The 12,621-nt window shown below is 67.7% G+C and carries 12 protein-coding genes; 8 read left to right on the forward strand and 4 right to left on the reverse strand.

The window, feature by feature from the left end:
• Window positions 1-89: 89 nt before the first annotated feature.
• Window positions 90-542 carry an SRPBCC family protein gene (locus ACYVIO_RS10125; RefSeq protein ID WP_460650409.1) on the reverse strand — a complete coding sequence of 151 codons (453 nt, stop codon included), beginning with the start codon at window positions 540-542 and terminating at the stop codon, window positions 90-92.
• A gap of 96 nt (window positions 543-638) precedes the next feature.
• Here ACYVIO_RS10125 and ACYVIO_RS10130 point away from each other — a divergent pair, with 96 nt between their 5' ends.
• A complete protein-coding gene (locus ACYVIO_RS10130) occupies window positions 639-1,220 on the forward strand; it encodes a TIGR03086 family metal-binding protein (protein WP_460650410.1) in 582 nt (193 codons plus the stop codon).
• Here the strand turns inward: ACYVIO_RS10130 and ACYVIO_RS10135 are convergent.
• Both ACYVIO_RS10135 and ACYVIO_RS10140 read right to left on the reverse strand, forming a co-directional pair.
• Entirely contained in the window at window positions 1,189-2,397 is a 1,209-nt protein-coding gene (locus ACYVIO_RS10135; protein WP_460652078.1) for a hypothetical protein, read from the reverse strand. The two genes, ACYVIO_RS10130 and ACYVIO_RS10135, sit on opposite strands and share 32 nt — an antisense overlap.
• Window positions 2,381-3,424: a glycosyltransferase family 2 protein gene (locus ACYVIO_RS10140; RefSeq protein ID WP_460650411.1), complete on the reverse strand. Its 1,044-nt coding sequence runs from the start codon at window positions 3,422-3,424 to the stop codon at window positions 2,381-2,383. Before ACYVIO_RS10140 ends, ACYVIO_RS10135 begins: the two co-directional genes overlap by 17 nt.
• A gap of 70 nt (window positions 3,425-3,494) precedes the next feature.
• Between ACYVIO_RS10140 and ACYVIO_RS10145 the strand changes: the two genes are divergently transcribed.
• Window positions 3,495-4,058, forward strand: a complete 564-nt coding sequence (locus ACYVIO_RS10145) for a TetR/AcrR family transcriptional regulator (protein WP_460650412.1) — start codon at window positions 3,495-3,497, stop codon at window positions 4,056-4,058.
• Window positions 4,055-4,915 (forward strand): LLM class F420-dependent oxidoreductase, encoded by an 861-nt coding sequence (locus ACYVIO_RS10150; protein WP_460650413.1) that lies wholly within the window; start codon window positions 4,055-4,057, stop codon window positions 4,913-4,915. Before ACYVIO_RS10145 ends, ACYVIO_RS10150 begins: the two co-directional genes overlap by 4 nt.
• On the opposite strand, the gene ACYVIO_RS10155 is transcribed toward ACYVIO_RS10150, so the two are convergent.
• Window positions 4,912-5,919: a LacI family DNA-binding transcriptional regulator gene (locus tag ACYVIO_RS10155; protein ID WP_460650414.1), complete on the reverse strand. Its 1,008-nt coding sequence runs from the start codon at window positions 5,917-5,919 to the stop codon at window positions 4,912-4,914. The genes ACYVIO_RS10150 and ACYVIO_RS10155 overlap by 4 nt on opposite strands.
• A gap of 130 nt (window positions 5,920-6,049) precedes the next feature.
• Between ACYVIO_RS10155 and ACYVIO_RS10160 the strand changes: the two genes are divergently transcribed.
• Genes ACYVIO_RS10160 through ACYVIO_RS10180 form a run of 5 tightly spaced genes read left to right on the forward strand, consistent with a single transcriptional unit; the run spans window position 6,050 to window position 12,613 of the window.
• Window positions 6,050-7,348 (forward strand): ABC transporter substrate-binding protein, encoded by a 1,299-nt coding sequence (locus ACYVIO_RS10160; RefSeq protein WP_460650415.1) that lies wholly within the window; start codon window positions 6,050-6,052, stop codon window positions 7,346-7,348.
• Window positions 7,349-7,354: 6 nt separating this feature from the next.
• Window positions 7,355-8,284, forward strand: a complete 930-nt coding sequence (locus ACYVIO_RS10165) for a carbohydrate ABC transporter permease (protein WP_460650416.1) — start codon at window positions 7,355-7,357, stop codon at window positions 8,282-8,284.
• The gene (locus ACYVIO_RS10170) at window positions 8,281-9,096 is read left to right on the forward strand and encodes a carbohydrate ABC transporter permease (RefSeq protein WP_460650417.1); all 816 of its coding nucleotides are present in this window, start codon (window positions 8,281-8,283) and stop codon (window positions 9,094-9,096) included. Before ACYVIO_RS10165 ends, ACYVIO_RS10170 begins: the two co-directional genes overlap by 4 nt.
• Window positions 9,093-10,559 carry a hypothetical protein gene (locus ACYVIO_RS10175; protein WP_460650418.1) on the forward strand — a complete coding sequence of 489 codons (1,467 nt, stop codon included), beginning with the start codon at window positions 9,093-9,095 and terminating at the stop codon, window positions 10,557-10,559. Before ACYVIO_RS10170 ends, ACYVIO_RS10175 begins: the two co-directional genes overlap by 4 nt.
• Window positions 10,556-12,613 carry an alpha-amylase family protein gene (locus ACYVIO_RS10180; RefSeq protein WP_460650419.1) on the forward strand — a complete coding sequence of 686 codons (2,058 nt, stop codon included), beginning with the start codon at window positions 10,556-10,558 and terminating at the stop codon, window positions 12,611-12,613. The genes ACYVIO_RS10175 and ACYVIO_RS10180 overlap by 4 nt, the downstream gene beginning before the upstream one ends.
• Window positions 12,614-12,621 lie beyond the last annotated feature (8 nt).

The raw sequence follows: 12,621 nt of genomic DNA on the forward strand, positions 1-12,621 counted from the left end.
CATGGCGCGCCAGTACGCCGGGGGCCGAGGTACGTGGCGACCTCGGTGATCTCCTGCGGCGTACGGGCGCCGACGAGTCTGCCGGCGTCCTACCGCGGGACGTCGCCTCGCCAGGCTCCGGTTTCGGTTCCCTGGGACTCGATGAAGGTTTTGAAGCGTTGGAGGTCGCCCTTGACCCGGCCTTCGACGACGCCGAGCTTGTCGCCGACCTTCTCCAGGAAGCCTTCGGGGTCGATCTCCATCTGGGCGGTGACGCGGGTCTTGGCCGGTTCGAGCTGGTGGAAGGTGATGACTCCTGCGTGGTGCGGGCCGGAGTCGGACTTCCAGGCGACGCGTTCGTCGGCGTGCTGCTCGGTGATCGTGGCGTCGAACTCGCGGGTCGCGCCGCCCACCTTGGTGACCCAGTGGGTGTGCGTGGCGTCCAGTTGCCGGACCTCCTCGACCCCGTCCATGAAGTGCGGGAAGGACTCGAACTGGGTCCACTGGTTGTACGCCGTCGTGACCGGGACGTCGACGTCCACCGACTGCGTGATGCCGCTCATCGTGTGACCTCCTCGTCGGGTGCGAGCCACCCCGGTACCCCGCGCGCCCCGGCCCAGACGGTTCAGTTTCGGCTGATCGGGTGGTTAGGTGGCCCGATGGGAGACATCGGGGAGCGGTATCGGCGCCGAGCGCAAGCATTCGAGGCGAAGGTCGCGGCGGTGGAAGAGGGGGACTGGGGCAACCAGTCGCCCTGTGTGAAGTGGTCGGCGCGGGACGTAGTGGACCACGTGATCGCGATGCACGGGTACATGCTCGGGCCGGTGGGGCGTTCGTTCGGTGAGGGCAACGATCCGCTCAAAACGTTCCGGCAGGCCAGGGCGGCGGTGGAAGAGGTGCTCGACAACCCCGAGCTCGCCGCGCAGGAGGTCGACACCCCGACCGGCCGGATGACGGCCGAGGCACAGATCGATCAGGTCGTGAGTGACGACCTGGTCCTGCACGGCTGGGACCTGGCCCGCGCGACCGGGCAGAACGAGGCGATGGACCCGCAGGACGTCGAGCGGCTCTGGCGCAGTACGACGTCCATCCCGGCCGAGATGATGACGCTCTACCGCACGCCCGGTGCCTTCGGCCCCGACGTGGAAGTGTTCGGCCCGGAGGTCGCCGTACCGGAGGACGCTCCGCTCCAGGACCGCCTGCTCGGCTTTATCGGGAGGGATCCTTCAGTACGGCGCTGAGCTGGTCCGCCGCGTAGTACACCGAACTGTCCACACACACCGGCGCATCCCCGAGCCGCGCAGCCAGCGTCGCCGCGTCGGACGCCAGCAGCGCGTCCCCAAGATCCACGACGGGCTGCAGGTACTCGTGCCCCGGCAACTCAGCCACAGCGGTCTTGCATCCGAGCGCCATCCCCTCGAACAACGCCGTCGTCGACACACCCACCTGGTACGCCGCCGCCCGCTGCAACTCGACCGTCGACTCCGCCGACCCCGCCGACAACCGCACCCGCGACCCACCAGGTACGACGTAGTCCGTCTCGTGCTCGCTCGGGTGCAGCCGGAACACCACGTCCAGCTCCGGCCGCGCCGCCGAGAACTCGATCGCGAAGTCCAGCAGCGCCGGCCCGATCGTCCCTTGCGACAGGAACAGCACCTGGTCGTCGATCTTCAGCGACGCGTCAGCAGCCGGCAGGAACGGCGCCCCGATCACCGCGGTCGACATCCCCGCGGGCAGCTCGGCGACGGTCTCCCAGTACGAGCCGAAGCACCACAGCTCGTCCGGCTGGTCCGCGACCACCGGACTGCCCGGGTAGCTGTAGCCCAGGTGGTACGGGCTGATGGCGCCGTGCTGCAGCTCGATGACCGGTACGCCGAGGTCGCGGGCCGCGCCGGTGATGTGCTGGTGGAAGTACGACACCACGGAGTACACGGTCTTGATCCGGTGCCGCCGCAGCAGCGCGCGGTACAGCGTGCGCAGCCGCAGGTGCTTCGGGATCTCCCGCGCGACCAGCGCGCCGATCGGGACCTTCACGCCGGTCAGCGCCTCGAGCGCGTTCGCGATCGTCGTGGTCCGCGCGTCGATCGACCGGCTGCGGACCGCGCCCGCGGCCGAGGTGAAGAAGTCCAGGTTGCGGCTGCCGGCCAGCGGCGTCCCGTTGATCCCGGAGTCCAGCACCAGCGCCGACGACCCGAGCTCGGTGCGCAGCTTGTCGGTGTAGATCTCGATCCCGGCCGGCTTGCGCGGGTGCGGCACCACCAGGGCGTCGTACGCGCCGGAGGTCAGGAACGGGTTCTTCCCGACCACGCCGGCGACGTGCTTGCCGACCAGGCGGGCCTTGTCCGAGCGCGTCCGGCGGACCGGGTGCGGCTCGCCGTGGATCCCGCCGCGCTTGGTCAGCTCATGGAAGACGCGCATCCGGATGATCGGCCACGGGTGGGCGCCCTGGATCCGCCAGCTCAGCAGATCCAGCTCCCTCTCCAGCTGCCAGATCGCGTGGCACAGCGTCGCCACCGTCGGTGTGGTGCCGTTCCCGGTACTCGTCATGGTTGATCCCTACTATGCCCGCGAGGCTGCCGATGCCCGAGAAGAACCGGCGAACGGCCTTCAGCAGATAGGTCTTGCGTACGAGCACCAGACCGGCCAGGCCGTAGACGACGGCCGATCCGATCCGCGCCAGAGCATAGGCCAGCGCCTTCGCGACGCTGGCCACGCCCGGCCGGATCAGCACCCGGGAGATGCTGTCGCCGCTGCCGGACCGGAACGCGCGCCGGACCAGCCAGCGCAGCGTCGTCCGGGACGCGGGCACGTCCTCGGTGATCCGGGCCTCCTCGCACCAGACGATCCGGAACCCGGCCTGGTGCACGCGCAGGAAGAAGTGCAGGTCGCTCGACCCGGTGAACCGGAACGCCGGGTGGAAGGCCGGCGTGACCTGGTGGTACACCTTCTGCGCGACCAGCGTGTTGTTCGTGTACGCCTTGTTCAGCACGTCACCGGTCTTGTGCTTACCGGTCGAATCGTGCACGTCGCTGTACCGGTTCCAGGCCGGGGCGTCCGGCGGCAGGATGCCCTGGATCGGGCCGGTCACCACGTCGGCGCCGGTGCTCTCCCAGGCGCCGAGCAGCGTCGCCAGCCAGCCGTCCGGCGCGACCTCGTCGTCGTCGACGAAGATCAGCGCGTCGTCGTCCCAGCACATTTGCACCGACTTCTCCCGCGCGAACGGGATCCCCGGCTCCGGCTCGATCGCCGACTCGACCTTGTACGGGCCGGTCGACGCGGCAATCACCTCCGCGGCCGAGCCGGCGGCGTCGTTGTCGACCACGACGATCCGTACGGCGAACTCGCTGTCCGCGGGCAGCTCCTGGGCCTGCAAGCTGTCCAGCAGGTCCTTCAGCAGCTCGGGTCGCCGGAAGGTGATCACGGCGATCGCGACGGAGGTGCTCATGGCGACCGAGACTATCGGTCGCCGTACGGGGACACCATTCGAAGCTGTACCTCTCGGTACAGTGGGCAGGGTGGAGACAGTCGAACGGTTGATCCGGAGCACGCAGCAGCTGCTCTGGGAGCGAGGCTACGTCGGGACCAGCCCGAAGGCGATTCAGGCGGCGGCCGACGCCGGTCAGGGCAGCATGTACCACCACTTCTCCGGCAAGGCGGAGCTGGCGAAGGCGGCGATCGAGCGGTCGGCGTCCGAGCTGAGCGCGGCCGCTGAGGAGCAGCTGTCCGGTCCCGGTACGGCGGTCGAGCGGATCGCGCGGTACCTGCAGCGCGACCGGGAGGTGCTCAAGGGCTGCCGGATCGGCCGGCTCACCGCCGACCCGGACGTGATGGCCGACCCCGTACTGCGGGCGCCGGTCGAGGCCACCTTCCGGCGGATCCGCGAACGGCTCGCCGAGATCCTTGCTGAGGGCAAGCAAGCGGGTGAGTTCCCGCAGAGTCTGGATCCGGTGGCCACGGCGGCGACGGTTGCCGCCGTACTGCAAGGTGGGTACGTGCTGGCTCGCGCGGCGAACGACGACGAGCCGTTCGACCAAGCGGTGCAAGGGATCGTCCAACTACTGCAAGGAGTCGCCCTGTGAGGATCGGTGCCGTCTTCCCCCAGCTCGAGATCGGCAGTGACCCGGTGGTGGTCCGGTCCTGGGCCGAGACCGTCGAGCAGGCCGGCTACACGCACGCGCTGGCCTACGACCATGTGCTCGGCGCGGATCCGACGAATCGGCCGGGGTGGACGGGATACACCGACAAGTCCTTGTTCCATGAGGTTTTCGTGCTGTTCGGGTATCTCGCGGCGGTGACCACGCGGTTGGAGCTGGTGACCGGTGTGGTGATCCTGCCGCAGCGCCAGACGGCGTTGGTCGCGAAGCAGGCCGCCGAGGTTGATGTCCTGAGCGGCGGTCGGCTGCGGCTCGGGGTCGGGATCGGCTGGAACCAGGTCGAGTACGACGCTCTCGGTGTCCCGTTCAAGCAGCGCGGCGCCAAGCTCGAGGAGCAGGTCGACCTGCTCCGCAAGCTGTGGGCCGACCCGGTCATCTCGTACGACGGGAAGTACCACCAGGTCGAGGAGGCCGGGCTCAATCCGCTGCCTGCTCGTCAGATCCCGATCTGGTTCGGCGGCACGGCCGAGGCTGTCTTGCGTCGTACGGGCGAGATCGGCGACGGGTGGATGCCGCAGAGCAACCCCGACGAGGAGGCACGCGCTGCTGTCGAGCGCGTGCGCCAGTACGCCGTGGAGGCGGGCCGCGATCCCGCCGACATCGGGTTCGAGGCGCGCCTGTCTCTCGGTCGGGTCCCGGAGGCGGAGTGGCCTGCGTTTGCGCAAGCCTGGCGTGAGATCGGAGCAACCCACCTCAGCGTGAACACGATGGGCATGGGTCTGAAGAACCCGACGGACCACGCGAAAGTCCTGCAGGACGTACTACCTCTGTTGGAGAACTAAGCAGGCGTGTTCGCGGTCGAGCCTCTGACTACCAGCGGGCAGGGCAGGGTGACGATCTCTGATGGGCGGTCCGGTTCGGTGATGCGGCGGCGGAGCAGGTCGACGCCGGATTCGACGATGGCGTGGATCGGCTGGGCGACCGACGTGAGGTCGAAGGACTCCCAGGCGGCCAGGTCGGTGTTGTCGTAGCCGATCACCCACACGTCGTCGGGGACCTTCACGCCGAGCGCGCGGGCGCCGTCGAGGATGCCGAAGGCGAGCAGGTCGGTCATCGTGTAGATCGCGGTCGGCGGCTTCTGCTGCGAGAGCAGCTTCTGCGCGGCCGCGTGGCCGTCGGCGTGCGGGACGCCGACGGTGACGGTGTTGCGCGCCTTGATCTTCACGCCGGCCTCGTCGAGCGCGGCCCGGAAGCCGAGCTCGCGATCGCGTGACGTGTTCCCGGTGTGCTCCAGCCGGACCAGCCCGATCTCGGTGTGGCCCGCCTCGGCGAGATACCGGCCGGCGTCGTACGCGCCCTGCCAGTTGTCGCCGACGACCTGGTCGCAGTCCAGACCGTCGATCCCGCGGTGCAGCAGGACGGTCGGCGTACCGGACTCGACGGCCATCGTGTGCAGGGTCGAGTCGTACGTCGCCGAGGTCAGCAGGAACCCGTCGACCAGCCGTTGCTGCAGGACCTTGCTGACCGACTCCTCCGGGTCGTGCTCGATGTTCCACAGGATCATGTGCAGCCCGACCGAGCTGAGCACGCGGCCGATCTCGTCCAGCAGCTCGGCGTGGAACGGGCTGGTCACGCGGGTCATGAAGACCCCGATCGTGTCCGTGCGGCCGGTCTTCATCGCGCGGGCCAGCGCGTTCGGCGTGTAGTTGGCCTCCTTGAGCACCTGCAGAACGCGCGCCCTGGTCTCCGGATTGACCTTCGGATTGTTGGTCAGCACTCGGGACACCGTCGCCTGGGACACCCCTGCCAGACGTGCCAGATCCCTGCTGGTTGGTGGTCGACTCACCGTGGCCTCCCCTCGTGGTCGGACCCGAACCCTACTGAAGAGTGTGGTCCTTCGCCGTTGACCGGCGGTAGATCGGTGTGTATACGTATTCATTGTATACGTATTCATCCTTCGTGGATGGGAGATTCCGGTGCAGACAATCCCCTCCAACCTCAGCCGCCGCCGGTTCCTGGCGGGGCTGGGCGGAATCGCGGCCGGCGGTGTGCTGGCCGGCTGCGGTGGTGGCGGCAACGACGCGGGCGGTGGCGGCAAGGGCCTCACCTTCCTCAACTGGCAGCAGGTCAAGGGCACGCCGTTGGAACAGGCGATCCAGGCCCACGAGAAGGCCTCGGGCGCGACCGTCACGGTGCAGCCCGCGGTCACCCAGGAGTACGACACCAAGATGCGCACGCTGCTCGCCGGTGGAGCACCGCCGGACATCATGCGGATCAACGACGACTTCGTCCGCGGCTTCTCCGAGCAGGGCGCGCTGCTGGACCTGCGCCCGTACATCGAGAAGGACGGGCTCGACACCTCGCAGTTCGCCAAGGAGGTGTACGAGTTCCCGAAGCAACCGGACGGCTCGCACACCGCGTGGGTGGTCGGCTACGAGCCTCGGCTGATCTTCTACAACGTCGACCTGTTCAAGCAGGCCGGCGTACCGCTGCCGCCGACGACGTGGAGCGCGGAGGGCTGGCACTGGGACGACTTCGTCGACCGGGCCAAGAAGCTCACCGTCCCCGGCCAGCGGTACGGCGGACTGATCTACCTGGACACCGGGTACGAGCAGACGTTCACCGTCAACCACGGCAGCGAGACCGGGATCTTCTCGACCGACGGCACGAAGTTCACGCTGTCCGGTGACAAGGAGCTCGAGGCCCTGCAGTGGGCCACCGACCTGACCTGCAAGGACAAGGTGCAGCCGCCGTGGTCGTCGCTGCAGCAGGACAACGCCGAGACGCAGATGTTCGCGCAGGGCAAACTGGCGATGCTCTACGCGACCTTCGGCACGGTGCCCTACCTGCGCAGCACGATCAAGGACTTCACCTGGGACGTCGCGCCGCCGCCGGCCGACCTGCAGCAGAAGACCGAGTCCAGCGTGATCGTCTTCTGCATCCCCAAGACGGCCAAGAACCCCGACCAGGCCTGGGCCCTGCTGAAGTACCTGGCCAGTGAGGACGGCGGCCGGATCCTGCTGGAGGGCGGTTCGTTCACGCCGATCAACAACAAGGCCGCGGCCGAACTCGCGCCGAAGGGCAAGATGCCCGAGCACATCGGCCTGTTCGGTGAGGCGTCCAAGCACCTGACGGCGACCAACCAGACCAAGAACACGCTCGGCGCCCGGGAGCTCTACCGGCCGGCGCTCGACCAGGCCTACAACTGCGAGAAGCCGGTCGCCGAGGTACTGAAACAGATCACGCCGCAGGTGGAGACCGCACTGAAGGGCTGATTGCCAATGGCAACGTTATCCCTGACCCGCAGCCGCCCGGTCGCAGTGGCCCAGGCCCGCCGTGAACGCCGTAAGCAGAACCTGGTCGGCTGGTTGTTCATCAGCCCGATCGTGGTCGGCGTGGTGGTGTTCCAGTTCTTCCCGATCCTGGTCTCGATGGGCGCGTCACTGACCAGCTGGAACGGCATCTCGGCACCGAAGTTCGTCGGGCTGCAGAACTTCCGCGACCTGTTCGGCAACGACCCGTTGTTCGTGCAGACGTTCAAGAACACGATCTACTTCACGCTGGCCAGCATCCCGCTGACCATCGGGCTCGGTCTGGTGCTGGCCCTGCTCTGCTCGCGGCCGATCAGGGGCGTGGCGTTCTTCCGTACGGCGTACTTCGCGCCGTACGTGACGAACGTGGTGGCGATCGGGTTCGTCTGGTTCTGGTTCTTCCAGCCCGACAACGGCGTGATCAACGGGATGCTCGGCCAGGTCGGGATCTCCGGCCCGCAGTGGTTGTCGAGCTCGAGCTGGGCGATGCCGGCGGTGATCCTGGTGAGCGTCTGGCAGGGCATCGGGTACCCGATGATCATCCTGCTGGCCGGCCTGCAGGGCCTGCCGGAGGAGTACTTCGAGTCGGCCAGGATCGACGGCGCCGGGGCGTGGGCGCGGCTGCGGTACATCACGTTGCCCCTGCTGACGCCGCACTTCCTGTTCCTGCTGATCACCCAGTTCATCACGTCGTTCCAGGTCTTCGGACTGATCTACGTGATGACCAAGGGCGGGCCGGGACACTCCACCAGCGTCTACATCTTCAACATCTACCAGAACGCGTTCGGCTTCGGGAAGGTCGGTTACGCCTCGGCGATGGCCTGGATCCTGTTCGCGGTGATCGCCGCCGTCACGTTCCTGCAGTGGCGGCTGCAGAAGAGGTGGGTGTTCTACACATGAGAATCGCCACCAAGACCTCGCAGTACGTCGTGATGACGCTGTTCGCGGCGGCCTTCCTGGCGCCGCTGGTGTGGATGATCAGCGCGTCGCTGCGGCCGGAGGCGCAGGTGCTGTCGGTGCCGCCGCAGTTCCTGCCCAAGGACGCGCAGTGGGACAACTACCGGCAGATCTTCGAGCTGATCCCGGTCTTCCTCTGGAACAGCGTGAAGCTGGCCGGGCTGAACGTGGTCGGCATCCTGATCGTCGCCTCGATGGCGGGTTACGCCTTTGCCCGCTTGAAGTTCGCCGGCCGGGACATCGCGTTCATGGTGCTGCTGGCCACCTCGATCATCCCCGGGATCGCGTACCTGATCCCGCAGTACATCGTGTTCCGGCACATCGGCTGGGTGGACACCCAGTACCCGCTGTGGGTGCCGAAGGTGCTCACGCCGGTGTTCGCGACCTTCCTGATGCGGCAGTCCTTCCTCACCGTGCCGAAGGAGCTGGAGGACGCCGGCAAGATCGACGGCGCCTCAACGTTCGGCATCTACTGGCGGATCATGCTGCCGCAGACCAAACCGGCCCTGGCCGCGATCGGGGTGTTCACCTTCCTCGAGTCGTGGAACGACCTGTTCGGGCCGTTGATCTACATCAACTCCGAGAACCTGCAGACCCTGCCGGTGGCGCTGGCCCAGTTCCAGGGCGAGTACTTCACCCAGATCAGTCTGCTGATGTGCGGTGCGACGGTCTCCGTCGTACCGGTGATCGCCGTCTTCCTTTTCGCGCAGCGCTATTTCATCCAAGGCATCACGATGACAGGAATGAAGGGGTGAGCGACGTGCCGGACCGGCTCGTAGCCATGCAGATCGGAGCGGTTTCGTTCGTCGACGAAGGCGTCGACCAGACACTGGACATCCTGGCCGACCGGGGCGCGGTGAACGCGCTCTTCCTGGCCACGCCGACCTGGACCCGGGGCACCGGCGGGCGGCAGATTCCCGGACACCCGGTCCCGGACCACGGTGGTCAGGAGTATGACCTGGGGTGGGTCGGCGGCAACTACGCGACCACGCACCCGCAGTACTACGGCAACACGGTGCTCGGGTCGGCCGGGCAGGCGCCCGAGCACCCCGACCTCGACCTGCTCGCCGAGGTGATCCCGAAGGCGCGCGAGCGGGGGATGAAGTCGTTCGCCTGGATGGAGGAGAGCGGTGGCGCCAAGCAGCTGCGCACGTACCCGAACTTCGTCAAGGTGCTCGAGGTCGACGCATGGGGGAGGCCCGGCCGCCGGCCGTGCTTCAACAACCCGGACTACCGCAACTGGCACCTGAGCTTCGTCGAGGACTACCTGCAGAGCTACGAGCTCGACGGCCTCGCGTGGTGCTCGGAGCGGCCCGGTCCGCTGAACATGCTGATGCAGGGCACGGTCGACGTGGCCGAGGTCGGCTGCTTCTGCCCGCACTGCCGCCAGTTCGGGCGCGAGCGTGGGATCGATGTCGACCGGGCGATGCGCGGCTACCGCGAGCTGGTCGAGTGGAACCAGCGGGTCGGCGCCGGTGAGCGGCCGGCCGACGGCGCGTTCGTCGCGTTCTGGCGGATCCTGCTGAACTTCCCGGAAGTGCTGGCCTGGCAGACGTTGTGGACGGAGAGCCAGCGACAGCTGTACCGCGACATCTACGGGGTCGCGAAGGCGCTGTCGCCCGCCGTACAGGTGGGTTGGCACGTCTACCACAACATCTCGTTCAGTCCGTTCTACCGGGCGGACCAGGACTACGCCGAGATGGCGAAGTTCTCCGACTTCATCAAGGTGGTGATCTACAACAACTGTGCGGGGCCCCGGTTCTTCACGTGGGTGAAGAGCATCTGCGGCGCGCTGTTCGCGGACGCGGATCCGGAAGACGTCTACCCGTTGATGATGAAGCTGCTGCAGCTCGACGAGGGCTCGTACGACAAGCTGCCGCAGAGCGGTTTCACCGCGGACTACGTCCGGCGCGAGACCGAGCGGGCCGTCGCCGGCGTCGGCGGGCAGAGCCTGATCTACCCGGGCATCGACATCGACATCCCGGTCGGGGTCGCCAAGCAGCGCGGGCTGGAGTCGCCGCGCGATCTGGGCACCAAGATCAACTGGGACGACAACGAGGGCGACCTGACGCAGTGCTCGCGCGACAGCGTGCGCGACGCCGTACTGGCTGCTTTCGAAGGGGGTGCCGAAGGTGTCGTGCTGAGCCGGAAGTACTCCGAGATGGTGCTGGACAACCTGTCCGGCTCCGGCGACGCGCTGAAGAGCCTGGCCGGATGACCGGCGCACCCTGGTACCGGCGCACGCTGCGCTGGGCGCAGACCAACCTGACCGAGAAGGACCCGGCCCGGTACGACGCGGACTGGTGGCGCGGCCAGTGGCGCCGGACCAGGGTGCAGGGTGTCATCGTCAACGCGGGCGGCATCGTCGCGTACTACCCGAGCAAGTTCCCGCTGCATCACCGGGCGGAGTTCCTCGGCGATCGCGACCTGTACGGCGAGATCGTGGCCGCGGCGCGCTCCGAGGGCCTGACCGTGCTGGCCAGGATGGACTCCAACCGGGCCCATCAGCCCTTGTACGACGCGCATCCGGACTGGTTCGCTGTGGATGCTGCGGGTGAGCCTTATCGGGCCGGCGACTTGTACGTCGCGTGCGTGACGGGGCCCTACTACCGGGACTTCCTGACGGGGGTGCTCGAGGAGATCATCGAGCGGACGGCGCCGGACGGAATCACGGACAACAGTTGGAGCGGGCTCGATCGGGAGCACATCTGCTACTGCGCCAACTGCTTTGCTTCGTTCAAGGAGCTTGTGGGGCTCGAGCTGCCGCGGGTTGTGGACTGGGCGGATCCGGCGTACCGGCGGTGGATCCGGTGGAGCTACGACCGGCGGCTCGCCGTGTGGGATCTCAACAACGAGGTGACGCGGCGCGCGGGCGGGCCGGACTGCCTGTGGATCGGGATGAACGGGGGCGAGGTCGTTGCTCAGAGCAAGAGATTGCGGGACGACGTCGCGATCTGCTCGCGGGCGCCGGTCTTCTTCCTCGACTCGCAGTGGCGGCACGACGAGTCGGGGTTCCAGGCCAACGCCGACACGGGCAAGCGGCTGCACGGGTTGCTCGGGTGGGACACGCTGATCCCGGAGAGCACGGCGATGTACGACGCGGGGACGCCGACGTTCCGGCTCGGCAGCAAGCCGGCGCCGGAGGCGCGGATGTGGGCGGTGGAGGGGTTTGCCGGCGGGATCCAGCCGTGGTGGCATCACATCGGGTCGGTGCATGAGGATCGGCGGCAGTATGCGACGGCTGAAGCGCTGTTTGCTTGGCATTCGGAGTTCGAGAAGTACTTGGTGGACAGGAAGCCCGTCGCCACCGTCGGACTGCTGTGGAGTCAGCGCAGTGTGGATTTCCACGGCAAGGACGATCCGGAGGCGGTGAGTCAGTTGCCGTACCGCGGGTGGGTGGATGCGTTGGTGCGGGCTCGCATTCCGTACTTGCCGACGGCCTCGGTCGACTCGTCGTTTGCGTGTCTCATCGTGCCCAACATTGGTGTTCTGAGCGATGTCGAGTGTTCCGACTTGAAGGAGTATGTGGCGGCCGGTGGTGCGTTGATCGTGACCGGCGAGTCGAGCTTGTACGACGAGTGGGGAGACCGGCGGGACGACTTCGCGCTCGGTGAGCTGCTCGGCGTACGGCACAGCGGGGAGCGGCGGGTTGGTGGGTCGTCGGGGAGCTGGGAGACGTACGACAGCCACAGCTACCTGCGGATCGAGGACCGTTCGGTGGCCGACGGGTTCGACGGGACCGATCTGCTGCCGTTCGGTGGCGCGTTGGAGGTCGTGCAGGGAGAGGGCGCGTTGACGCTGGTGCCGCCGTTCCCGATCTACCCGCCGGAGAAGTCGTGGATGGCGGAGCCGCGGACCGACGTACCGGGGCTGGTGCTGGGTGAGCGGACGGCGTACCTGGCCGCTGATCTGGATCGGTTGTACGCCCGCTACCACCATCCGGACCACGGGCGGCTGCTGGCGAACCTGGTCCGGCGGTTCGCCGGGGAGATCCCGTTGCGGGTCTCCGGTGCCGGGGTACTGGACTGCCAGGTCTACCGGCAGGGCGAGCGGACCGTGGTGCACCTGGTCAACCTGGATCAGGGCGGCGCGTGGCGCGGGCGGCTGGAGGAGTTCACGCCGAGCGGGCCGTTCACGGTGTCGGTGCGGGCGAGCGGGAGCCGGGCGTCGCTGCTGGTCGACGGCGGGGAGGCCGCGGTGACGCCGGAGGACGGCTGGATTACGGTCGAGGTGGAACGCATCACCGATCACGAAGTGTTGGTCGTCGAGTAAAGGAGCAC

This window comes from Kribbella endophytica, from assembly GCF_054781295.1.

What these genes read in the sequence shown, in the direction of transcription:
- ACYVIO_RS10125 (WP_460650409.1), bottom strand. Translation starts at nt 542, where the DNA reads ATGAGCGGCATCACGCAGTCGGTGGACGTCGACGTCCCGGTCACGACG.
- ACYVIO_RS10130 (WP_460650410.1), top strand. Translation starts at nt 639, where the DNA reads ATGGGAGACATCGGGGAGCGGTATCGGCGCCGAGCGCAAGCATTCGAG.
- ACYVIO_RS10135 (WP_460652078.1), bottom strand. Translation starts at nt 2,397, where the DNA reads ATGCGCGTCTTCCATGAGCTGACCAAGCGCGGCGGGATCCACGGCGAG.
- ACYVIO_RS10140 (WP_460650411.1), bottom strand. Translation starts at nt 3,424, where the DNA reads ATGAGCACCTCCGTCGCGATCGCCGTGATCACCTTCCGGCGACCCGAG.
- ACYVIO_RS10165 (WP_460650416.1), top strand. Translation starts at nt 7,355, where the DNA reads ATGGCAACGTTATCCCTGACCCGCAGCCGCCCGGTCGCAGTGGCCCAG.
- ACYVIO_RS10170 (WP_460650417.1), top strand. Translation starts at nt 8,281, where the DNA reads ATGAGAATCGCCACCAAGACCTCGCAGTACGTCGTGATGACGCTGTTC.
- ACYVIO_RS10180 (WP_460650419.1), top strand. Translation starts at nt 10,556, where the DNA reads ATGACCGGCGCACCCTGGTACCGGCGCACGCTGCGCTGGGCGCAGACC.